At 71.0% G+C, this 23,953-nt stretch carries 14 protein-coding genes and 1 tRNA gene; 2 read left to right on the plus strand and 13 right to left on the minus strand.

Annotated features, from left to right (window positions below; genetic code table 11):
• Positions 1-128: 128 nt before the first annotated feature.
• From folE to dacB, 5 genes are all read right to left on the minus strand, one after another.
• On the minus strand, positions 129-869 hold the full coding sequence (folE, locus tag ND747_RS02030; RefSeq protein WP_285899833.1) for a GTP cyclohydrolase I FolE: 741 nt from the start codon (positions 867-869) through the stop codon (positions 129-131).
• Positions 866-3,064: an ATP-dependent zinc metalloprotease FtsH gene (ftsH, locus tag ND747_RS02035; RefSeq protein WP_251731245.1), complete on the minus strand. Its 2,199-nt coding sequence runs from the start codon at positions 3,062-3,064 to the stop codon at positions 866-868. Before ftsH ends, folE begins: the two co-directional genes overlap by 4 nt.
• 215 nt (positions 3,065-3,279) lie before the next feature.
• A complete protein-coding gene (gene hpt, locus ND747_RS02040; RefSeq protein WP_251731272.1) occupies positions 3,280-5,046 on the minus strand; it encodes a hypoxanthine phosphoribosyltransferase in 1,767 nt (588 codons plus the stop codon).
• A 295-nt stretch (positions 5,047-5,341) separates the two neighbouring features.
• Complete coding sequence (locus ND747_RS02045) at positions 5,342-6,460, minus strand: zinc-dependent metalloprotease (RefSeq protein ID WP_251731247.1); 1,119 nt, start codon at positions 6,458-6,460, stop codon at positions 5,342-5,344.
• Positions 6,461-6,590: 130 nt separating this feature from the next.
• The gene (dacB, locus tag ND747_RS02050; RefSeq protein WP_251731249.1) at positions 6,591-8,012 is read right to left on the minus strand and encodes a D-alanyl-D-alanine carboxypeptidase/D-alanyl-D-alanine-endopeptidase; all 1,422 of its coding nucleotides are present in this window, start codon (positions 8,010-8,012) and stop codon (positions 6,591-6,593) included.
• Positions 8,013-8,522: 510 nt separating this feature from the next.
• Between dacB and ND747_RS02055 the strand changes: the two genes are divergently transcribed.
• Positions 8,523-9,077 (plus strand): inorganic diphosphatase, encoded by a 555-nt coding sequence (locus tag ND747_RS02055; protein ID WP_251731250.1) that lies wholly within the window; start codon positions 8,523-8,525, stop codon positions 9,075-9,077.
• A gap of 864 nt (positions 9,078-9,941) precedes the next feature.
• On the opposite strand, the gene ND747_RS02060 is transcribed toward ND747_RS02055, so the two are convergent.
• Positions 9,942-10,013 (minus strand) — tRNA-Thr (locus tag ND747_RS02060).
• 351 nt (positions 10,014-10,364) lie between these two features.
• Here ND747_RS02060 and ND747_RS02065 point away from each other — a divergent pair.
• Positions 10,365-11,099: a response regulator transcription factor gene (locus tag ND747_RS02065; RefSeq protein ID WP_285899834.1), complete on the plus strand. Its 735-nt coding sequence runs from the start codon at positions 10,365-10,367 to the stop codon at positions 11,097-11,099.
• Here the strand turns inward: ND747_RS02065 and ND747_RS02070 are convergent.
• The 7 genes from ND747_RS02070 to ND747_RS02100 all read right to left on the minus strand — a co-directional run bounded on the left by ND747_RS02070 (position 11,081) and on the right by ND747_RS02100 (position 23,517).
• Entirely contained in the window at positions 11,081-11,974 is an 894-nt protein-coding gene (locus tag ND747_RS02070) for a regulatory iron-sulfur-containing complex subunit RicT (protein ID WP_251731253.1), read from the minus strand. The genes ND747_RS02065 and ND747_RS02070 overlap by 19 nt on opposite strands.
• A 142-nt stretch (positions 11,975-12,116) precedes the next feature.
• Complete coding sequence (locus ND747_RS02075; protein ID WP_251731255.1) at positions 12,117-13,457, minus strand: DNA polymerase III subunit delta'; 1,341 nt, start codon at positions 13,455-13,457, stop codon at positions 12,117-12,119.
• Positions 13,458-13,478: 21 nt separating this feature from the next.
• Positions 13,479-15,872: a dTMP kinase gene (gene tmk, locus ND747_RS02080; protein WP_251731256.1), complete on the minus strand. Its 2,394-nt coding sequence runs from the start codon at positions 15,870-15,872 to the stop codon at positions 13,479-13,481.
• Positions 15,872-19,051 carry a type I DNA topoisomerase gene (gene topA / locus ND747_RS02085; RefSeq protein ID WP_251731274.1) on the minus strand — a complete coding sequence of 1,060 codons (3,180 nt, stop codon included), beginning with the start codon at positions 19,049-19,051 and terminating at the stop codon, positions 15,872-15,874. The genes tmk and topA overlap by 1 nt, the downstream gene beginning before the upstream one ends.
• Positions 19,052-19,606: 555 nt before the next feature.
• A complete protein-coding gene (locus tag ND747_RS02090) occupies positions 19,607-21,946 on the minus strand; it encodes a sodium-translocating pyrophosphatase (protein WP_251731258.1) in 2,340 nt (779 codons plus the stop codon).
• 658 nt (positions 21,947-22,604) lie between these two features.
• On the minus strand, positions 22,605-23,135 hold the full coding sequence (locus tag ND747_RS02095) for an ATP-binding protein (RefSeq protein ID WP_251731260.1): 531 nt from the start codon (positions 23,133-23,135) through the stop codon (positions 22,605-22,607).
• A 40-nt stretch (positions 23,136-23,175) separates the two neighbouring features.
• Positions 23,176-23,517 (minus strand): STAS domain-containing protein, encoded by a 342-nt coding sequence (locus ND747_RS02100; protein WP_251731262.1) that lies wholly within the window; start codon positions 23,515-23,517, stop codon positions 23,176-23,178.
• Positions 23,518-23,953 lie beyond the last annotated feature (436 nt).

A 23,953-nucleotide genomic window follows, 5' to 3' on the forward strand; every position in this document is an offset into this window, starting at 1 on the left:
CCGGACAGCAAAGCCGGCGGCAGGGGAATGATCCCTCGCCGCCGGCCTGGTGTCAGTGCCGGCCTTAAGAGTCGGTGCCGGCCTTACGGGTCAGTGTTGGCCTTACGGGTCGGTGTTGGCCTTACAGTTCAGTGCCGGCCGCCGCCGCGCAGAATGAGTGACATGCCCTCACTGCGGGTGGCGGTGCTGAGGAACTGCCCACGCACGGCCGAGGTGACCGTGGTCGCCCCGGGCTTGCGCACGCCACGCATCGACATGCACAGGTGCTCCGCCTCGACGACGACCATGACCCCGCGGGGTTCGAGGACGTCGACCAGAGCGTCGGCGACCTGCGAGGTCAACCGCTCCTGCACCTGGGGACGACGGGCGTAGAGGTCGACCAGGCGGGCCAGCTTCGACAGGCCGGTGATCTGGCCCCTGTTGTTCGGGATGTAGGCGACGTGCGCCTTTCCCGAGAACACGACCAGGTGGTGTTCGCACAACGAAGAGAAGTCGATGTCGCGCACGAGCACCATCTCGTCGTGGCCCTCGTCGAACACGGTCGTGAGCACCTCGGTCGGTTCGCGACCGAGGCCCTCCACCGCCTCCCGGTAGGCACGGGCCACGCGGTCCGGCGTCTTGCGCAGGCCCTCGCGGTCCGGATCCTCGCCGATGCCGATGAGCAGCTCGCGCACGGCCCGAGCCACCCGATCGTGGTCGAACGGCCGAATCTGACGCGGGCGGCCCCGATCCCGCACGTGCACACCGCCCGGCTCTGCGGCGTCACCACCTTCGGAGTCGGCCGCGCCCGCCGTGCTGATGGAGCCTGCGTCGAGCACCTCTCCGTCAGCCGAGGCCAACCCGTTGGTGGAGGTGGGATCGGACGTCAACGACGTCTCCTCTCGTCGTCGCTCGGCCAGCTTGGCGGAGCCCAGGGATTCGCGATCCGCGGCGGCCCGCCCGGGGTGGTTCCCTCACCACCGGAGGGCGGACCGACCGGGCCCTGGGGATAACCGTGGCCGCCTGGCCCGCCATTCCCGCCGTAACCCGGCTCGCCACCGCCGCCGTAGCCCGGACCGCTATGCCCCGGAGCGCCGACGGGTCCCGCACCGGGGACGCCGTTAGCCCCGTTGCCGGCGGCCCCGTTACCAGGGCCAGGGTCCTTGACCAGGTCCGCGACGCGGCTGGGGACGAGACCCAGCTCAGCCGGGGTCTGCACCGGCGGACGGTCCGAGGGGATGCGCCGGCCGACACCGGTGTAGATGCCGCGCACCGGGCGTTTCTGCACTGTGGCAAAAATCTCCTCGACCTGATCCTTGCTCAGGGTCTCGATGTCCATCAGGCGCAGCACGAGGTTGTCGAGGACGTCGCGATAGGTGACCAGGATTTCCCAGGCCTCGTCGTGAGCGGATTCGATCAGCCGGCGTACCTCGACGTCGATCTCACTGGCGACCTCCTCGGAGTAGTCGCGCTGATGCCCGACCTCCTTGCCGAGGAACACCTCGCTGTTCTCCGTGCCGAACTTGATCGCCCCGAGCTTGTCGCTCATTCCATACTGGGTGATCATGGCCCGGGAGATCTGGGTGGCCTTCTCGATGTCGTCGCTGGCCCCGGTGGTGGGGTCGTGGAAGACGAGTTCCTCGGCCGTACGGCCACCGAGCAGGACGGCGAGCCGGTCGAGCATCTCCGACCGGGTCGAGAGGTACTTGTCCTCCAGCGGCAGCTGCATCGTGTAGCCGAGGGCCCGCCCGCGGGGCAGGATCGTCACCTTGTGCACCGGGTCGGAGTTCGGCAGTGCGTGCGCGACCAGGGCGTGCCCACCCTCGTGGTAGGCGATGCGCTTCTTTTCCTTGTCGCTCATCGCCCGGGTCTTGCGCTCCGGGCCAGCCATCACCCGGTCGATCGACTCCTCCAGCAGCGCCGAGGAGATGAACTTCAGGTTCGACCGGGCGGCGAGCAGCGCCGCCTCGTTCAGCACGTTGGCCAGATCCGCACCGGTGAACCCGGGGGTGCGCCGGGCGATGACGGTCATGTCGGCGTCCGGGCCGATGGGCTTGCCCTTGGCGTGTACCCGCAGGATCGCCGCACGGCCGAGCAGGTCCGGCCGGTCGACGACGATCTGCCGGTCGAAACGGCCGGGCCGCAGCAGTGCCGGGTCGAGGATGTCCGGCCGGTTCGTCGCCGCGATGAGGATGACCCCACCCTTGACGTCGAAACCGTCCATCTCGACGAGTAGCTGGTTGAGGGTCTGTTCGCGTTCGTCGTGCCCGCCGCCAAGGCCCGCCCCGCGGTGGCGGCCGACGGCGTCGATCTCGTCGACGAAGATGATCGCCGGCGCGTTGGCCTTGGCCTGCTCGAACAGATCGCGCACCCGGCTCGCGCCGACACCGACGAACATCTCGACGAAGTCGGAGCCGGAGATCGAGTAGAACGGCACGCCAGCCTCGCCGGCAACCGCCCGGGCGAGCAGCGTCTTACCGGTACCGGGCGGCCCGTAGAGCAGGACGCCCTTGGGGATCTTCGCGCCGATGGCCTGGAACTTGCCCGGATTCTCGAGGAACTCCTTGATCTCCTGGAGCTCCTCGATTGCCTCGTCCGCCCCGGCGACATCGGCGAAGGTCGTCTTCGGCGTGTCCTTGCTCACCAGTTTGGCCTTGGACTTGCCGAAGTTCATGACCCGGTTGCCGCCACCCTGCATCTGGTTCATGAAGAAGAACAGCAGCACGACGACCAGCAGGACGGGCAGGAGGTTCAGCAGGAGGGAGACCAAGATGTTCCCGCGGTCCACCGAGACGTCGTAGGTGACCTTCTTGTTGCGCAGTTCATTGGCGAGGGGGACGCCCTGCTCACTGACGTAGGACGACTCGTACTTCTTGCCGTCCTTCGTGGTGATCTGGATCAGCTGTTTGGAGTCCTGGAGCTTGGCCTTCGTGACCTGGCCATCGTCGATCTGCTGCTGGACGAAGTTCAGGTCACGCTTGCCGTACTCACTGGGGCCCGACAGGAGACCGGTCGTGAGGATGATCACGAACAGGACCAGGAGCAGCAGTGGTACCCAGCCGCGGAAGATTCTTCTTGGAGTCATCTGTCTGGAGCACCGGACACGAGCGCTCCGCCCTCCTGACGTGTGTACTGCCCTCGATCGGGATTCCCTTGTGCCGAGGGCACCGCCGGTGCGCGTGTCTCACCGCGCGCACATCCGACCAACGGATCGGCGGCCTGCGCTGTTCCGAGTGACGGTCCGGTTGTTCCGGGTGACACCACGGTGGTTCCGGGTGACGTCGCGGCCGGGCCGTGCGGTCAGGTCGGCGTGCCGCGTTCGATGGCCGCCGCGGTCAGGGTGCCCACAAACGGCAGTGTCCGGTAGTACTCGGAGTAGTCAAGGCCATACCCGACGACGAAGGCGCTCGGAATGTCGAAGCCGACGTAACGCACATCCACGTCGACGGTGATCGCCTCGGGCTTGCGGAACAGCGCCAGGACCTCCAGCGACGCCGGGCCCCGGGAACGCAGGTTCTTGAGCAGCCAGGACAGGGTCAGCCCGGAGTCGATGATGTCCTCGACGACAAGGACGTCGCGGCCCTCGATAGAGCGGTCCAGGTCCTTGAGGATGCGCACCACGCCGGAGGACGACGTGGAGGAACCATAGGACGAGACCGCCATGAAATCCATGGTCAACGGGACGTGCAGGGCCCGGGACAGGTCGGCCATGACCATCACGGCGCCCTTGAGCACGCCGACGAGCAGGATCTCCCGACCGGCGTAGTCGGCGTCGACCCGCGCCGCCAGCTCCGCGATCTTCGCGGCGATCTCGGACGAGGACACCAGGACCTCGTCGATGTCCGGATGACCGTTCTCGAGCTGATTGGCCCCGGGATGTTCGGCCTCGGGGGTCGTCGTCGCGGCCTGGCTCACAGCATCGTCCTCCTCCGGATATGCCGGCTCCTGGTCCCCTGACAGGTGCGGGTCCGCCGACAGCTCAGGGTCCCCCGACAGCGCACGGGCCCCCGGTGACTCGGTGGCGGCCGGCGGGTGCGGGCCCGCCAGCCGGATGGCGCCGGCGGGGTGGCCGGCCGGGCCGGGCGGAACCACCGGTCCGGTCAGGGTGATCCGGTCGGCCCAGCGGCGGGCGAGCACACCGGTGGGCAGCGGCACCGGCTTCTGGCCACGCCAGCGGGTGACGAGATCCTGCACCGCCCAGACGTGTTCGGCCCGCAGCGCGGACGCCGACGCCCCGACCGCGAGGGCGGCACGGCGCAGTACCCGACCACGGATCGCGGCGGGCAGCGCGGCCAGCGCGGCAACCTCGAAGGTGACCTGACCGCGGCGCGGCCGGCCGGCCGGCTCGAGGTCGTCCTCGTCGAGGCCGTGGCTGGCGATCGTGGCGTAGTCCACCGCGGCAGCGGAATCCAGGGCGTCCGCGTCGGCGCGCAGCAGGTCGGCGCCGCGGGCGAGGGACTCGGCGATGCCGGGGCCGAGTTCGGCCTCCAGCAGGGGCAGCACACTGTGCCGGACCCGGGCCCGCGAGAAGGTCCGTTCGGCGTTGCTGGGGTCGTCCCAGACGGCGAGGCCCAGAGCCGCACAGGCAGCCCGGGTGTCGGCCCGGCGTAGGCCGAGCAGCGGGCGGCGCAGCAGACCCAGACGCGGTCGCATGCCCCCGAGCGAGCGGGCACCCGATCCGCGAGCCAGCCGCAGCAGGACCGTTTCGGCCTGGTCGTCGAGGGTGTGTCCGAGCAGGACGGCGCTGGCACCGAGCCGTTCGGCCGCCTCCAGCAGCGCCGCCCGCCGGGCGTCGCGGGCTGCTCCCTCGGAGCGCGTGGTGCGTACGGTGAGCACCTCGGCCGGGTGAAGCCCCAGCTCACGCCCTCGTGCGGCAACCTGCTCGGCCCGGGTCGCGGATGCGACATCCCAGCCGTGGTCCACGATCAGGAATCCGGCGCGCAGGGCCCGGCGTGGCGCGACGAACGCCAGCGCCGCCGTCAGTGCCCATGAGTCGGGGCCACCGGAGCAGGCGGCCAGCACCAGCGCGCCCGGTTCAAGGTCGGCGATGGCGGTGCGTACGGCCAGCCGTACCGCGGCGACGGCCGGATCGGGTGCCCGACTGGCCCGAAACCCCGGCTCCCGGGCCCCGGCGCGGCGCGGCGCCGAGGTCGTGCCGGGCGGCGATGGTGGGGCGGCTCCCGACGGCGGGGCGCTCTCCGGCGTGGTCGCGGGCGGTGGTGTTGCCGGGGACGCCGATGCCGACGGTGATCCTGCCGATGCCACCGTGGGTATCGGGCCCGGATGGTCGCCGCCGGCGAGGGCAGAGGTCATGACCGTGGCCGGCCGGTACAGCCATCGGCGTGCACGCGGACCGGCCGACTCACGCCGAGATGGACGGGCGGCTGCCCAGAACGCGTTGCATCCAGGCGGTCGGATCGGTGAGCTCCGCCCGGGTCGGCAGGGTGGTCGGGGATTCCCAGACGACGTTGAAGCCACCGACCCCGGCCTCCGAGACGACGGCCCGCACGAAGGCGCCACCCTGGCGGTACTGCTGCATCTTGAGGTCGAGACCGAGTAGCCGGCGGACGAACCGGTCGATCGGGGAACCGCCGTCCCGACGGCCCTCGAACTTGGATCGGATGTCGGCCACGGTCGGCACCACCCGCGGGCCCACCGCGTCCATCACCTGGTCGGCGTGGCCCTCGAGCAGGGTCATCAGGGCCTGAAGCCGGTCGAGCACGGCCCGCTGGGCCGGCGTCTGCAGGGCCTCGACCACGCTGGGGCTGTCCGGTCCGCGGTCGAACACGGCGCCGCGCACGGCTGTCACGGCCGAACGCACCCGGTCGGCCAGCACGTCCGGATCGAGGTCCGTGGCCTGGACGAACGCGGAGATCTCGGACTCCAGATGGCCTCGCAGCCAGGGCACCGCGGTGAACTGGCTGCGGTGGGTCTGCTCATGCAGGCACACCCACATCCGGAAGTCCCGCGGGACGACGCCCATCGTCGCCTCGGCGTGGGCGATGTTCGGCGCGACCAGGCTGAGTCGACCGGTGGCCGCAGCCGAGCCGCCGGCGCCTTCGGGCGCACCGGTCAGGTACTCCTCCGGGGGAAGGAAAACCTCGAACTGGCCGAGCACCTTGCCGGCCAGATACGCCAGCGCGGTGCCCAGCTGGACGCCGGTGACCCGACGGCCGACCGCGGCGGAGAACCGGCCGCGCTCCTGGTCGGACAGCTTGGCCAGCAGCGGTGTGGTGAGCACCCGCAGACCGGCGACGTTGGACCGGACCCATTCGGGCCGGTCGACGACGTTGATCGGGGTGGGCCTGCCGGCCGGGGACAGATGGGTGTAGTCCTCGACGTGCCGCTCGGCCTCGACGGCCAACCGCCGTAGCTCGGCGACGACGTCGGCGGCCTGTTCCCGGGTGATCTGGGGGCCGGGGCGGACCAGCTTCTTCGCCGTCGTCACGGCGAGTTCCCAGTCGACCAGGTCGGCATCCACGAATCCGAGCGTACCGGGCCGGCCCGTACTCTGCCGCCGCGTCGGGTCAGTCCGGCGCCCGAAGTCCGGCGCCGCAACGGCTCCGGCGGCCAAACGTCACTCGTCCCGGGCGGGGCGATCCGGCCGGCGCCTAGCGACCCGGCGGGTTGCTGACGGCGCTCGGTGCGGGGCGACAGCCACAGCCGGCCAGCGCCGAGGTGACCCGGTCGAGCGCGGCCTTGGTCGTGCCGGCCTCCTCGGCCGGCGACAGGAAGGCGAACAGCAGCAGCCGGCCGTCGGCGTCGACGACCTGGCCGGCGATGCCGGTGACGTTGCGCAGGGTACCGGTCTTGGCCCGGACCTGGCCCGCGCCGGCCGCGCTCTCGCGGGTGCCGTACCGGTCGGCCAGGGTGCCGGAGAACCCGGCGACGGGCAGGCCGGTCAGCAGGGAGCGCAACGCCGGACGGTCCGCGGTCCGCGCGGCCGACCGCAACAGCGCGACGAGGGTGGCCGGCGGGACCCGGTCGTTCGTCGACAGGCCGCTGACATCGGAGATGGACATTCCGGCGGTGGACGTGCCCAGCTCGGTGAGCGTGTCGGTGACGGCCCGGGTGGCCCCGTCGAACGATGCCGGCTGGCCCCGGTGGCGGGCGAGCAGCCGCCCGAGGCTTTCTGCCAGATCGTTGTCCGACTCGGCGAGCATCTTCTCGACGAGCAGCCGCACCGGCGGACTGTCCACCGCGGCGACCCGGCGTGCGGACGGCTCGGCGGGACCCAGGCCCACGGCACCGACCTGGATGCCCGCGCCGGCCAAAGCCCCCGCGAACGCCGCCGTCGCCGTGGCGGCGGGCAGCGGGGAACGCGGTCCGGTCGCCCCGGGCGCCGCGCGGCCGGCGTCCACGGTGAGCGCCGACACCGGCTCCACGTCCCCGTCGGTCACGTAGTTGTCGCGCCATCCGGGGGCCCGGTCCGGGCCGGTGAACAGCGAGGCGTCCCCGACCACCCGGGCCACGGAGGTGATGCCCGCCGCCCGGACCTGCGCGACGAGATCGCCGAGGCGCGCGGGCACCGGGTAGACGTCGGGGCCGATCGCCGGTGCCGCCGTCAGCGTCGGATCGCCACCGCCGACCAGCCACAGCGTGCCGCCCGGCGCCGTCGGGGCACCGCCGGCCGGCGGGCTGTAGGACACGGATGTCCGCAGCCGGGTGTCGCCGAAGGTGGCGAGCGCGGCGGTGGCCACCGCCATCTTGAGGGTGGACGCCGGCATGGTCGGCACCTGGCCGCGGACGTCGAGCAGCACCTGACCGGTCAGCGCGTCCACGACGTAGGCGGCCGGTCCGGCCAGCAGCGGGTCGCTCAGGCTCGGACCGAGGCGGGCGGCGACGACCGCGGGGCTGGCGCCTGCCGCGGCCGGATCGAGGCCGGCGAGAACGGCGACGCCGGGACGGTTCGGCCCGGCCCCGGGAGGCACGGCGGAACCAGCGGTGGGAGCGGCGCTCAGCGAGCCGGCGAGCAGGGCTCCGGCGATCGCGGTAAGGCTCCCGACCCGGGCGACGGACGCGGCTGACGTCACATCGTGAACACTACGCAACCGATCCCGGACGCGACCCACCCACTGCCCGGGAGGGTGGGCGGTACGTCACCTGCCCGGGTGCGTCCGGGCCGGACCCGCAGCGGCCGATGTGCGCCCCGGCGCCCGCGGTGGCGGATGCCGGGCCACTGTGTCACCGTATGGCGCGAGGTCACCGTATGGGGTGAGGCGGTAGCCCGCCCCCCTGAGCGGGTCGTTGGCGGGTGCCCGATGCACCGGCCTGCGGCACGCGTCCGCTCGCCGTCCTCACCGGCGTCGGTGTCGGCGTGTGCCCGCACCATGACGGTGGACCGATGAACCAGCGGTGCGGCTGTGGTGATGCCGACCGCGTGGTTCGGGTTGGCGGTGGCTTCCGGGACACTGGGTGGGCTGCGGTCATCGTCCGCGATGCCCGACCGGTGTCGACCGGCTGCCCGGCAGTCGCCGTGGGCCGGCGCACGTCAGGCAGTGCACACGCGTCAGCCGTCCGGAACGGTCCGGACGTGCCCGATCATGAAGGAGACAGGGAGCGGAGTGGACCTCGAGTTCGATGTGACCATCGAGATCCCCAAGGGGCAGCGCAACAAGTACGAGATGGATCACCACACCGGGCGGATCCGGCTGGACCGGATGCTGTTCACCTCCACCCACTACCCCTCGGACTACGGCTTCATCGAGGGGACGCTCGGGCGGGACGGCGACCCGTTGGACGCGCTCGTCCTGCTGGAGGAGCCGACCTTTCCGGGCTGCCTGGTGCGGTGTCGGACCATCGGCATGTTCGAGATGACCGACGAGAAGGGCCCGGACGACAAGGTCCTGTGCGTGCCGGTCGGTGACGTCCGGCAGGAGCACCTGCGCGATCTGCGTGACCTGCCGGAGTTCGACCGGCTGGAGATCCAGCATTTCTTCGAGGTCTACAAGGACCTGGAGCCCGGCAAGTCGGTCGAAGGCGCGTCCTGGGTGGACCGGGGCGACGCGGAGAAGGAGATCCTGCTGTCGATCACGCGGCTGCGTGAGTCCGAGGCAGCCGGCTCGCACGACCAGGGGGCCGAGCCGAAGTCCGCGTGAGCGGCGCCCAGGCTCGGCGACGCCTCCTCACCCGCCCGCCCACCCGGCCGGCCGCCTGAGGAGGCGTTCCCTCGGGCCCCGGTGCCCTTCGGGTGCCGGCGCCGTCTTGGGCCTCACTCGACCTGGGTGGGCCGTGCGCTTCTCGGCCTGGCTTGTCACCCGACGTAGCCACATTGTGTGCCCTTTATCCGATGGGCGGATGGGCGAGGGCTGTCTGGGTCGCCGTGGTGTCATCGGTGTCGTTCTGCCCGCCGCGGCGACCCGGGTAGGCGGATCCTGCCCTGGGAGTGGTTGCGGGGTGTGACGGGGGTGGTGTCGCTGCCGGAAGGATCTTCTCCAGTCCACCCGAGAGATACTTCTGGATGCCGCCCGCTTGCTTAGGGTGGTTCCGTCGCGGTTGCGCCCTATCGGTTGTGTCGGTTGTCTGCGTCGCTGGCGCTGGTCGCTCTGCCGGATGCGGCGGGCGTTTCGTCCCGGTGGGGAGAACGGCGACCGGGCCACCGTCGCCGGTCACGGTCGTGGCGCGGGTTCGCCGCCGAAGCGCCAGGTCGGCGACGGCGAGCGACGAGGGACACGTCGGACGTTCGGATGGCTACGGTATGTCATGTGCGGATGGGCGGCCGACGCGAGACACGCGCTGTTGGTCGGCAGGTCCACGGTGACCCGCGAAGCGGGCGGGGCCGCCGGGACTTCGGGGCGGGGGGCGCGAAGAGTTGCGGCCGATCATGTGGCTGACAGCGAACGTCGCGGCCTGCGACCAGGCTCCGGCCACACCGCCAGGTGACCAGGTGACCGGACCACAAATGGTGACCTACCGACGCGGCCGGTAACCGACGCAGGAAGCCCCTGGTATGACGGGGTGTGAGCCGGAGGCGGGGATTGAACCCGCGACCTATCGCTTACGAGGCGATTGCTCTGCCACTGAGCTACTCCGGCGAACGGTCAGGAAGCGCTGACCGTGCTCGAGTATGCCAGACCGCGCGGCCGGTCGGCCGCGGAGGGGTCGATGGTTCGGCGTCGGCGTCGGCGTCGACGGTGGTCGAGAGTTCGCGGGCGCCGCGGGTTCGTGGTCGGGACGCGGGCGGCGGTGTGCCGCCGCGATGCGGAAACGGTGCGAAGCTGTCGTGCACGCAGCGTCATGTTCGTGGCCGAAGGTGGCCGTTCTCTAGCGAAGAGTCCCGGATCTATGAGCTAGATGTTACAAATTCGCACCTCTGGACTGTCGAACGGTGCAAATCCCCACCCCGGTCGCAGTGGTTCCGGAGAGGATGCGTAGGGTTTCGCTCCATGACCGGGGCTGGGGACGCTGCGCCTGCAGCGACGACGCGAGGAGCCTCTCTTCTCGTCGCCGAAGATGATGAGGCATCGCGGGTGGCGCTCGCGCGCAGCCTGGAGAGATTCGGCTATCGCGTGCTGGAGGCGGCGGACGGTGAGGCCGCCCTCCGGCTGTTCCAGACCACGGAGATCGATCTCGTCGTGCTGGACGTCGCGATGCCACGGATGGACGGCTTCGCGGTGCTCAGCCGCCTGCGCCAGACCAGCGAGGTTCCGGTGATCATGCTCACCGGGCGCGCTGAGGAGGTCGACCGGGTGGTCGGCCTCGAGCTCGGCGCGGACGACTACGTGGTGAAGCCGTACTCGCTGCGGGAGCTGGTCGCCCGGGTCCGGGCACGGCTGCGTCGCCGGCCGACCGAGCCGCCGCCGCAGCGGGCCGGTGACGGCAACGATCCGCTCATCTACGGGGACGTGTCGATCGATCTGCGGGCCCGTGAGGTCGCCGTCGCCGGTGAGCGGATCGATCTGACCGCCCGTGAGTACGAGCTGCTGGCCTTCCTCGCCCGCCATCCGCGGCGGGTGTTCAGCCGCGAGGAGCTGCTCGAGCAGGTCTGGGGAACCCGGTTCCAGGATCCGGCGACCGTCACCGAGCATGTCCGCCGGGTCCGCACCAAGGTGGAGGGACGTCCGCCGCAGCGTCGGCTGGTCACCACCCTGCGCGGGATGGGCTACCGCTTCGACCCGTGATCGGGTTGCATCGGTCCGGCGGGTGGTGCGGCCTGCGGCGCGGCGAGCGGTCCGGGCGGTGGATGGGCGGCCTCATGGGCCTGCCGGGACGGGCAGACCGCCGCCCGTTCGCAGGCGACCCGGCCGCCCTCGTCCAGAGCGACCACCACCTGTTCGCGGGGCACGTCGTGGCGCACTACCCGGCCCGCACCGCTCGGCGTGCAGGCCCGCGCGCCGACGGCGGGTACCGCCCGGGTGAACTCCTCGTACAGCGGATGCTCGTAGCGCAGGCAGCACATCAGCCGACCGCAGGCGCCGGTGATACGCATGGGGTTGAGCGCGAGGTTCTGATCCCTCGCCAGGCGTAGGCTCACCGGTTCGAAATCGGTCAGAAAGGTCGCGCAGCACAGGTCACGCCCGCACGAACCGATGCCACCCTGAAGCCGTGCGCTGTCGCGGGCGGACAGCTGCTGCAGCCGCACCCGGGCCCCGAGCGTCCGGTTCAGGTCGCGGACCACCATGCGGAAGTCCACTCGGCCCTCCGCGGTGAAATAGATCGTGTAGCCGCCGGTCTCCGGGACGTGATCCACCCCGACGATCTTCATCGGCAGGTCGTGTTCGCGGGCGAGGCGGCGGGCGGCCACCCGGGCCCGGGCCCGTCTGCGTCGGGACAGCTCCGCCCGGCGCAGCTCGTCCTGGCCGGCCAGGCCCGCCAGCACCGGCAGCTCGCCGACGTCCTCCGACACCCACTGGGCGGCCCACACACAGATGGCGACCTCGGGACCGTCATCGGTGGGCATCAGGACCCGCTCACCGACGTGCGGCGTGAGACTGCCGGGATCGGCGTAGTAGAGCTTCCCGCGTGGGGAGAACGCCACGGCGCACATCATCGGCATCCGCCGTCACCTCCACGCGGGATGTTCGCGGGGCCGGCCATCCGATCACAATAGGCCTGATCCTTCGTGCCAGCTGCCGGTTCGCGGCAGCCGCCAGTGGTTCCGGCCGCCAGCCGGTCCGGCCGCCGGCGGCCGGCTTTCCTCAGGCGTCGCGCAGCGCCAGGGTGAGCGACTCGACGGCGAGCAGCGGGACGAGCCCGGGGTTGTCGGCGAGTGCCGTGCGGGTGGCCAGGACCGCCTCGAGCCGACGCAGGGTCTGCTCGGGCGTGGCGGCGGCGGCCAGCCGGGCGGCCTCGGCGGCGTGGTCGGGATGGATCGACTCGACGGTCGCGCCGAGCTGCTCGGCGAGCACGTCGCGGTACAGCCCGGCAAGATCGACCAGGGCCCGGTCCAGGGTGTCGAGTACAGTGCGTCGCCCGCGGCTCTTCTGGTTACGCTCAAGTTCCTTGAGCGCTCCCGCGGCGCCGCGCACGACCATGGTGCGACCCTTCGCCCCGGCCTTCGACGCCTTCGCCGAGCGGGATCTGCCCCCGACCGCGGTGGCACCGACACCGAGCGCGGTCTTGAGCGCCTCCGTCTCGACCTCGTCCCGCGCCGAGTTGGCCGCCTCGGCATCGGCGTTCGCGGCCTCGACCAGGTCCGCGGCCGCGGCCAGGCACGCCCCGACCCGGCCCAGGCGGGCGGGAATACGCAGCACCGCCTCCCGGTGGGCCCGGGCGGCCTCGTCGCCGGCCAGTCTGCGGGCCAGATCCAGATGCCCCTGGGACGCCCGGGCAGCCACGTCCGCGGACCGCTCGTCGACGCCCTCGCGGATCAGCATGGCGCGCACGTCGGCGGCTGCGGGCAGCCGCAGTGCGACCGTCCGGCACCGGGACCGGATCGTGGGCAGAACATCCTCCACCGACGGTGCGCACAGCAGGAACACCGCCCGTTCCGCCGGTTCCTCCAACGCCTTGAGCAGTGCGTTCGCCGCTGCCTCGGTGAGCCGGTCGGCGTCGGTGAGCAGCAGGATGCGCCAGCGTCCGGCGGTCGGTGCGCTCGCGGCATCCCGCACCAGCGCCCGGATGTCCTTCACCCCCAGGGAGAACCCCTCCGGGGTGACGGTCCGCAGGTCGGTGGCAGTATCGGTCAGCACCGTGTGGCAGCCGACGCATTCGCCGCAGCCGGGTGGCTGCCGCTCGCAGGTCAGGCTCGCCGCGAACGCCCGCGCGGCCTGCTCCCGCCCGACCCCCGGCGGCCCGGTGAACAACCACGAATGCGTCATCCCCGACCGGGAGGGCCCTGCCGACGCGCCGGCAGCGGGGCTGGGCGCAGCGGACCCGGTGCCAGGCCCCGGACCGGTGGGGTCCGGCACCACGTCCGCCTCGGCGGCGCCGTCCATCAGTAAAGACGTCGGAGCCAGCACAAGGGTTGCGGCGTCCGCCGCCGCACGCAGAGTGGCGACCACGGAATCCTGGCCCACCAGGGCGTCCCAGACGCTCACCACACCATCATGCTCCGCCGGTCAGGCCGGGACGGACACGGCCTCGCGGACGAGCCGGCGGGACACCGCCGCCCGGATCTCGGCGTGGATCTCCTCGACCGGGCGGTTCGCGTCAACGACCAGATAGCGCGAGGAGGCCTGCCGAGCCCGTCGACGCAGGCCCTCCCGGACCCGCTGGTGGTGCGCCAGGATCTCCGGGCTCACCGCGCCGGGCCCGACGGTGTCCGTCCCACGCTGGTCGGCACGAATGGTGTCACCGCCGGTGTCGTCGATTCCGGTGTCGCCCGCTCCGATTTCGCCGGGTCCCGTGTCCTCCGGGCCGGTGTCATCCGGGCCGGCGCGGTCGGGCCTGCCCTGGCGGGGAACGACGGGGTGGGGACCGGGATGCGCGGCCAGGGCGGGGTCGCGGGCCTGGGCGACGTCGGCCGGCAGGTCCAGCAAAACCGTCAGATCGGGGACGAGGGCCTGGGTCGCCCATTGGGCCAGCAGGGCCAGCTCGTCGGACTCGACGCCGCGGGCCGGATCGGCGAAGGCGATCGAGGCATCGACGTACTGGTCGGTGACGACCACCGCGCCGCGCGCCAGCGCCGGTTCGATGACCCGGGCGACCTGCTCGGCGCGGTCGGCGGCCGTCAGCAACGCCTCGGTGCGGGCGTGCAGGCGCCGGGCCGGGTCGAACAGCAGGGCCCGCAGGCTTGCGCCGGTCTCGGTGGCGCCGGTGCCGGTGGTCGCGACGACCTCCCGGCCGTGCTCGGCCAGCCACGAGCGCAGCAGTCTGATCTGGGTGGACCGTCCGGCGCCCTCGATGCCCTCCACGGAGATGAACAGCCCACCGTGACGGGGCCGCGCGGGTGCCGGCCGGCGCCCCCGCAGCGCGGCCCACAGCTCGGGCCAGACGGCCACACCGACCCGGTCGTCCATCTGTCGGTAGGCGAACAGGCCGACGGCCACGGCGAGCAGACCGCCGCAGAGCAGTACGACGGTGACGCCGTCCGCACGTACAGTGATTTTGCCGAACAGGTGGATGCCGTGCGAACCGATCAGCCCGACCAGGGCGGGCGCGGCGGCGAGCACCAGCAGCAGATCGATCCGTACCAGCGACTGGACCAGCGCGAACGTCCGACCACGGAGCTCGTCGGAGACCTCTGCCTGCAACAGCGTGTAGCCGGTGACCCAGGCGACCCCGGCGAAGGCGCCGACCGCGACGACCAGGATGCAGGCGATCACCAGGTTCGGGATGACCGCGACGACGATCAGGGTGATCCCGGCGCCGGTCACGCACACCCCGAACAGCCTGGTCCGGCTGTAGTCACCGAGGAGTTTCGGACCGGCGGCCATCCCGCTGGCCAGGCCGATGAAAACGGCGCCGAACAGCACGCCGTACGCCGAGTCACCGCCACCGAGGATCTCGACATACAGCCGACCCAGTGCGATCACGCAGCCGGCACCGGCGAACCCGCCGAGGATGCCGACCACCAGACCGCGGACCAGCCGGTCGTGGCCGACGAACCGCCAACCTTCGGTGATCGAGGCGAGGAAGCCGGCTTCGGCACCGGACGTCTCGGGCCGTTCCACCCGGCCGATTCCGCGCAGTCCCCAGATCACGATGGCCGAGCCGAGGAACGTCGCGGCGTTGAAGTACAACGCAAGATCGACGGACGAGTCGCGGAAGAACGACACGCTCGGGCCGAGCATCCGGGAGATCGTCGCCAGCAGGGTGAAGATCGCGGCGGCCAGGGGAGCCGTGCCGTACGTCATGATCAGGCTGAGCGTGTTCGCGGCGGCGAGCCGCTCGCGTGGCACCAGGTGCGGCACGCTCGCGTCCTTGGCCGGGGCCCAGACCAGGGTCACCGCCTCCACCAGGAACGAGGCGATGAGCAGCCACTCGAGCGTGCCGATGAGCGGAATGGACGCGAACAGGCCGAACCGGATCACGTCGGTGACGACCATCGTGAGGCGCCGGTCGAGCCGGTCGGCGATCGCGCCGGCCAGCGGCCCGAGAACGACCGCCGGCATCAGGCGGACGATCAGCAGCGAGCCGACCGCGTAGGCCTGCCCGGAGAAGCTGTCCTGCAGCCGGGTGACGAGCGCGGTGGTCGCGAGCAGACCCATCCAGTCACCGAGGCTGGAGAGACTGAGCTGGATCCACATCCGGCGAAACGCCGGGATGCGCAGCACCGCGAGAATGTCGCTGTCGTCACCACCCTGGCGCGGCGGCGGACTCGGCACCGTGGTGACCGGATGCCGGTTGGGTGTGCGCCCCGTCCACAACCGCACCCGGTGCCACCGGGGCGCCCGGCCACCGGCCGGGTTCGCCGGTCCGGGCTGACCGGCCGGGTCGGCAGGCGGGGGATCGGCCGACTCGGCGTCCGCCGGGTCGGCCGATCCCCGGAACCGGCCGATCGGCGGGGCCATCAGCGGTCCTGACGGATGTCACCGGCGACCGCCTCCGGCGCGCCGCCCCCATCGTCACCACCGCTGGCCGCGGGCCCCGCGTCGGCTGCCCCGGCATCGGCGGCCTTGCGGGCGCGCGCCGTTCCCGTCTTCGCCGCACCGGTCTTCGCGGCGGCCGACTTCGCGGTGCCCGTCCTCGCCGCGGTTGTCTTCTTCGTGCCGGCCTTCGTGCCGGCCTTCGTGCTGGCCTTGGTGGCTCCGGTCTGCGCCGAGGCGGACCCGTCCTCGTCGCCCGTGGCAGGGTCGCTCTTCGCGGCCTTGGCAGTGGTCGTCTTCGTCGCCCTGGCCTTCGCGGTGCCGGTTTTCGCGGTGCCGGTCTTGGCGGTGCCGGTCTTGGCGGTGCCGGCGGACTTCGTGGTGGTGCGGGTGGTGCGCCGGGGGGTGGCCGGACCGCGGGCCCGGCGGTCGGCCAGCAGTTCGGCGGCCCGGGCATCGGTGATCGTCTCGACGGCGTCACCCTTGCGCAGGCTCGCGTTGGTCTCCCCGTCGGTCACGTACGGACCGAACCGCCCTTCCCGCACGACCATCGGCTTGCCGCTGGCCGGGTCGGCGCCGAGCTCACGCAGCGGCGGTGTTGCCGCGGCCTGGCGGCGTCCACGGGCCTTGGGCTGCGCGAGCAGTGCCAGCGCCTCGTCCAGGGTGACGGTGAACAGCTGCTCCTCGGACTCGAGCGAACGGCTTTCCGTGCCCTTTTTGACGTAGGGGCCGTACCGGCCGTTCTGGGCGGTGATCTCCTCGCCGTCCTCGGCGGGGCCGAGGCTGCGCGGCAGGGACAGCAGCCGGATCGCGTCCTCGAGGGTCAGTGTTTCCAGCGACATGGTGCGCAGCAGGCTGGACGTGCGCGGCGGATCGGTGTCGGTGGTGACGTAGGGGCCGAAGCGGCCGGCCTTGGCGGTGATGGTCGCGCCGGTGGCCGCATCGGTGCCGAGCACCCGGTCACCACTGGGTGCGGCCAGCAGTTCAAGCGCGTGCGCGACGGTGAGCTCATCGGGGGCAAGATCTTCCGGGACGCTGGCGCGGCCCTCGCCATGCTGCACGTAGGGGCCGTACCGCCCGACCCGGACGACCACGGTCGCGCCGTCCTCGGCCGGGCCGAGCGGGATCGAGTTCACCTCGCGCGCGTCGATCTCGCCGAGCCGTTCACTGACCAGCGTCTTGAGACCCGCGTCGGCAGCGGTGTCGGCGGCGGAGCCGTTGCCGAAGTAGAACCGGGTGAGCCAGTCGGTGGACGCGGCGGTGCCGGCGGCGATCTCGTCGAGATCGTCCTCCATGGTCGCGGTGAAGCGGTAGTCGACCAGCCGGCCGAAGTGATCCTCGAGCAGGCCGACGACGGCGAACGCGACAAAGCTCGGGACCAGCGCCGAGCCCTTCTTCCACACGTAGCCGCGGTCCTGGATGGTGCCGATGATCGAGGCGTAGGTGGACGGCCGGCCGATGCCGAGCTCCTCGAGCGTCTTGACCAGACTGGCCTCGGTGAACCGGGCCGGCGGGCTGGTGGCGTGCCCGCGCGGGGTCAGTGACCGGACGGTGAGCGCGTCGCCCTGCCGGACGTCCGGCAGACGCCGTTCGCGGTCCTCGAGCTCGGCGTCCGGGTCGTCGGCGCCCTCGACGTAGGCGCGCAGGAAACCGGGGAAGGTGATGACCTTGCCAGATGCGGAGAACTCGGCGTTCTCGCCGGTCGAGGACGTCGCGCCGAGGCGGATCGTGGCGGAGGTGCCGCGGGCATCGGCCATCTGGCTGGCGACCGTGCGCTGCCAGATCAGTTCGTACAGGCGGTAGGAGTCGGCATCCAGCTCGCCGCGCACGTCCCCCGGGGTGCGGAAATGATCTCCCGCGGGTCGGATCGCCTCGTGCGCCTCCTGCGCGTTCTTGACCTTCTTGGTGTAGGTCCGGGGCTGCGCCGGGACGTACTCGGCGCCGTAGAGCGTCTCGGCCTGCGCGCGGGCCGCGGTCAGCGCGGTCTCGGACAGGTTCGTCGAGTCGGTACGCATGTAGGTGATGTAGCCGTTCTCGTACAGCCGCTGCGCGATCTGCATCGTGCGCTGGCTGGAGTAGCGCAGCTTGCGCCCGGCCTCCTGCTGCAGCGTCGAGGTCATGAACGGCGGGTACGGCGAGCGGCGGTACGGCTTGGTCTCCACCGAGCGCACGGCGAACGCGGCGTCGGCGAGACGTTCGGCGAGCGCCTGGGCGCCCGACTCGTCCAGCCGGGTGACGCCGGCCGTGGTCAGCTCGCCGATGGGGGAGAAGTCCCGGCCGGTCGCGATCCGGGCGCCGTCCAGGGCGACCAGGGTCGCCGGCAGCGGCGTGCGTTCCACCCCGCTCACCCCGGCGGCGCGGGCGACGGTGGCCCCGAAGACACCCTCGATGTTCCAGTACTCCGCCGAGCGGAACCGCATCCGGGCCCGCTCCCGCTCCACCAGCACGCGGGTGGCAACGCTCTGCACCCGGCCGGCCGAAAGCTTCGGCATGACCTTCTTCCACAGCACGGGGGAGACCTCGTAGCCGTAGAGCCGGTCCAGGATGCGCCGGGTCTCCTGCGCGTTGACCAGGTTCTCGTTGATCTCGCGGGGGTTGTCGACCGCGCGGCGGATCGCCTGCGGGGTGATCTCGTGGAAGACCATCCGCTTGACCGGCACCGTCGGCTTGAGCGTCTGCAGCAGGTGCCACGCGATCGCTTCGCCCTCGCGGTCCTCGTCTGTCGCGAGGTAGAGCTCGCTGGCATCCTTCACCAGCGCTTTGAGCTTGCTGACCTGCAGCTTCTTATCCGGAGAGACGACATACAGCGGCTCGAAGTCGTTGTCGACGTCCACGCCGAGGCGGGCCCAGGGCTTTCCCCGGTGCGCGGCCGGGACATCGGCCGCACTGCGTGGAAGATCCCGGATGTGCCCGATGCTCGACTCGACCTGCCAGCCCGGCCCGAGGTACCCGGCAATGGTTTTTGCCTTCGCCGGCGACTCCACGATCACCAGGCGGGTACCGGTGCCGGGCGTGGGCATGCCGGCATCCGCGCCGCCGGCGGCACCGCTCGTCCCGGTCACGGAACGGTCGGTCGCTGCGGGCTCGCTGGGCTCGGGGACGGGAGGGGAGGACCGGGTGGTCGCCCGGGGCGTCCGTGTCGTCGTGTTCGTGCGCGGTGGCACTTCTCTCCTCGGTGCGGCGTGCGCATGCTCGTGCGGCGTGCTCACCGGCGTGCTCGTCCGGCGAGCTGGTCGGCTGGCGAGCTGGTCGGCTGGCAACCGGAGCGTAGGTCGCCCCAGTGGACTGTAGGTCCCGGATACGGCGGATGTTGCTCGGGCGGCACGTGGTGCTTGGGTCGGGCGTGGACAACGGGCGGGCGTCCGGCGGCTGCTGGTCGAGTGGAACCCCGCCGGAGCGGAGGCGGTGCCACGCTGCACCGTACGCCGCTGCCGGGCCCCACGGAGCTTCCTGTCCGGGTATGGGCTTCGTGGTCCGACGCCTACCCATCGCATTCACGCTCACGCCTCGACGGCCCGTCAGGGCCCGCACGACGGTGTAACACGCCGACGTCAGGCGGCCAGTAGCCGGGCCGGGTTCATTACTTTCGGTAGCCATATATGGCCGCTTGTGGGAGATGCCGGCTCGGCCCGCGGGTCCGGCCGGCCACCGATGCCGCGCCCCGTCCGCCGGTCGGTGACCGGCGGGTTGTTGATCGGTGGGCGGGGTGGGAAGGCCACTCAGGCGCTGATCGTCTCCGGATCGCGCGGGGTCGGCTGCTCGACCGGAGGATCCTGCATGCTCCCGCGACCGCGCCGGCGGGACAGGATGATCGCGGTCGCGATCACCGCCACCGCGACCAGGGCGATGGCGACCCGTAGCGCAGTGTTGCGATCTGTGCCCACGGAGTACTTCACCACTGCCGGTGCGATCAGTAGACTCACCAGGTTCATGACTTTGAGCAGCGGGTTGATCGCCGGACCCGCGGTGTCCTTGAAGGGATCACCAACTGTGTCTCCGATCACAGTTGCCTCGTGGACCGGGGAGCCCTTACCGCCATGACTGCCGTCCTCGACCAGTTTCTTCGCGTTGTCCCAGGCTCCGCCGGAGTTGGCGAGGAACACGGCCATCAGCACGCCGCCGGCGATCGCACCGCCGAGGAACGCCCCCAACGGGGGGTAACCGAGGCCGAAGCCGACCGCGATCGGCGCGAGCACCGCCAGAGTGCCCGGCGTGATCAGCTCCCGCAGCGAGTCACGGGTGCAGATGTCAACCACCGCGCCGTAGTCGGGCCGCTCGGTCCCGGTCATGATTCCGGGCCTGGTCCGGAACTGGTTGCGTACCTCCAGCACCACCCGTCCCGCCGCCCGCCCGACCGCGTTGATCGCCAGGCCCGAGAACAGGAAGACCACGCCCGCGCCGATGATCAGGCCGACCAGAGCGTCGGGGTAGGCGATGTTCAACCCGCCGACCAGACCGCGTCCGTCCTCGGCGCGTGCGCCCGCGTCCGCCAGCGCCGTCGAAACGGTGTCGGTGAACGAGCCGAACAGGGCGGTCGCCGCCAGCACCGCCGTCGCGATCGCAATGCCCTTGGTGATGGCCTTCGTGGTGTTGCCGACCGCGTCCAGCGAGGTGAGAATGGCCGCGCCGGCCTCGTCGAGATCACCCGACATCTCGGCGATGCCCTGGGCGTTGTCGCTGACCGGGCCGAAGGTGTCCATCGACACGATCACGCCGACCGTGGTGAGCAGCCCGGTGCCGGCCAGTGCCACGGCGAACAGCGCGATCGTCACGCTGCCGGAGCCCAGTAGATAGGCACCGAACACCGCTGCGCAGATGAGCAGCGCCGAGTAGACCGCGGATTCCAGGCCCACGCCGATACCCGCCAGGATGTTCGTCGCCGGGCCGGTGATGGAGGCTCGGACGATGTCGCGCACCGGCCGCCGGTTCGTCGCGGTGAAGTACCCGGTCAGCACCTGGATGGCGGCGGCGAGCGCAATGCCGATCAGCACGGCACTGGCGGCGATCACCCGGGGATTACCCGACTGGGTGCTGCCCGCGAGCCCGGGCAGTTCGGCGAAGCTGCCCGGAAGATAGGTCACCGCCACCACGACCGCGCCGATCGCCGACACCACAGCCGAGATGAAGAACCCACGGTTGATCGCGGCCATTCCGTCGCGGTCCCGCGACCGCGGGGACACCGCGAAGATCCCGATGACCGCCGTCACCACGCCGACGGCCGGAATCAGCAGCGGAAACACCAGACCGCGCTCCCCGAAGGCACTCACCCCGAGAATCAGCGCCGCGACCAGGGTCACCGCGTAGGACTCGAACAGGTCCGCCGCCATACCTGCGCAGTCACCCACGTTGTCGCCGACGTTGTCGGCGATGGTTGCGGCGTTACGAGGATCGTCTTCGGGGATTCCCTGTTCGACCTTGCCGACCAGGTCGGCGCCGACGTCCGCCGCTTTTGTGAAAATACCCCCGCCCACCCGCATGAACATCGCCAGCAGGGCCGCGCCGAACCCGAAACCCTCAAGGACCTGCGGCGCGGTGTCCCGGAACGCGAGCACGACCACGGCCGCCCCGAGCAACCCCAGTCCGACCGTGAACATACCGACCACGCCGCCGGTGCGAAACGCGATCCGCACCGCCGCCCGTTCACCGTGAGTCATTGCCGCGGCGGCCGTGCGAGTGTTCGACCGGGTGGCCAGCGACATGCCGACGAATCCCACCAGCGCCGAGAACAGTGCGCCCACCACGAAGAACACCGAGCGGCCGAGGCGGGCTCCGGTGTCATCCGCTGGCAGCAGTAGCAGGACGAACGGAATGACGACGACAAAGCCGGCAAGAGTGCGAAACTGGCGGCGTAGATAGGCTGCGGCACCCTCCTGCACCGCCCGGCCGACCTCGATCATCCGCGGCGTGCCGGGATCCGCCTTCAGCACCTCACGGGCCAGGTAGCCGGCCACGACCAGGGCCAGCGCGCCGACGGTCGCCACACCGGTCACCAGCCCGACCGATTCGCCGCCGAAATCTGTTCCGCTTCCCTCGACCGCCAGGCCGTGGATCGGGGACATGGCTCCTCCCGGGTCTGCTCTGTGCACCCTCCACCGGTATGGAACGGCCGCCGGCGTTCGGTAGGAACTGCCCGGCGGTACGGAACATCGGCGGCCGGGCATCGCATCCGGCGACGTCCGGAGAAACCGTCTGAATTACCCTGCTTTGAGAAATTCCGGCGGGTCGATCGGGGAGCACAACGGCATCTCACGCGGCCTGGATCGGTCCAGGTGAGATGCCGGGGAGTCTATCCATCGCGGTGTGATGTGCGCTGCATTTTTGGCGATTTTCCGCTGTGGCGGCCGAACGCCACGGCGCGTGCCACCGCCGCGCGCTTGTTGTCGTGTCTGCCGCCATGCTTCTTGGGGCTTGTAATCGGGGCGGCAGGAAGCCGTGGCAGAAAATGTACCGTTTTCCTCATAAATGTTACAATTTATCTATAAAACTGGGCTCGGATCGCTGGCTGCCAAGGGATTTTCGGTGCCAGGTGGAGGGTTGTTCGGAAAATCGAGCCGAAATTCCCGAACAACCCTCCACCTGCGGCGGCAGGCGAGACTCTCGTGGGCCTGGGTACCGGTTCGACCGAACTGTGCGCAGCGTCCGGCCGTACAGGACGTCGGCGACGTGATCGAGCGGCGACGTGATCGGGCCATCTGGGTGGCCTGGGGTGAGGATGGGTCAGAGCAGGGGCTTGGCCGGCTCGACCGCAGGGCCGGTGTGCCAGGTCATGGCGACGACGGTGCCGACCCCGTCGGCACCGCGGCTGATCTGCACCTCGTCGACCAGTCCTTCGATCAGAGCAAGCCCGAGCCCGGGCGGGAAGCCGCCGCTGTCTCCGGCCACGTCCTCCTCGGCCGGCTCGGACCACCAGGGCGGCGCGGCCGAGTCCGGCTCGAGGTCGAGCAGGGTGGAGGCGGTGACCAGCCCGCCATCCGGGCCGGGGGCCACTTCGTCGCCCGTCTGGCCACGGTCGGCGACGGTGATGGTGAACGAGTCGGGCGTCTCGGTGAGCGCCACATGCACCGGCGCCTGTGGCGCGTGTCGGCGGTTGACCCGAACCGCCCGGGCGCATGCCTCCGTGACCGCCAGCTTGATCTCATCGGCAGCGCCGGCGGGGACTCCCGCGCGCCGACTGACCGCCGTGGCGATCATCCGAGCGGTGCGGACGTGCCCGTTCAGGGCGGCGAACCGCAGCTCAACGGTGGGCATACGGTATGCCTGCCTTTCCGAGGCGTGATGTCCGACTGGCTTACTCGTGCGCGGCGAGGGCGTCCTCGACGGAGGAGTGGATCGGGAACACCTTCGTCAGACCGGTGATCCGGAAGATCTTGAGGATGCGCTCCTGGGTGCAGACCAGGCTCAGTGACCCGTCATGCGCGCGAACCCGCTTGAGTCCGCCGACGAGGACGCCGAGACCGGTCGAGTCGAGGAACTCGACACCCTCCATGTCCACGACGAGGTGGTACGACCCGCCGGAGACCAGGTCGATCAGCTGTTCACGCAGCTTCGGCGCGGTGTAGACGTCGATCTCGCCGCCCACCACCACGACTGTGTGGTTGCCTTCCTGGCGAGTCGTGAGGGACAGGTCCACGGGTCCTCCTTGGTGCCTCAGTGGTGCGTCGGTGTCTCAGTGGTGCGTCGGTGTCTCGATGGTGCGTCGACGATGCATTGGTGTCCCGATGGTGACTCAATGTCACAGTATCTCCCATGTAATGGGAGACCGACGTCAGGGCGCCACTACCCTCCCACGGCAGGGATCAATCCGGTGGCCCACGACACAGGTCGCAGATCCGGGCGTCCCCGCGGCGTCGTCGATGACGTCTGCTCGAAATCTATCCCCGATCTTGTCTGTCAGGGGGCGGTCCGCGGTTCGGGCTCGTCGTGGAGGGTCGGGTTGTCCCGTGGATGAGGCCCCGTCGTCCGTCTCTGCGGCGATGGTGGTGGCAGCGGCGCATATTCTTGGCGATCGTGGATTCTCCGGTCGCCGAGGACGGCGAGAACGGTCGCCCGGGGGACGTTCGCCCGGG

It is taken from the genome of Frankia sp. R82, assembly GCF_023716925.1.
In the GTDB taxonomy this organism is placed as follows: Bacteria; Actinomycetota; Actinomycetes; order Frankiales; family Frankiaceae; genus Frankia.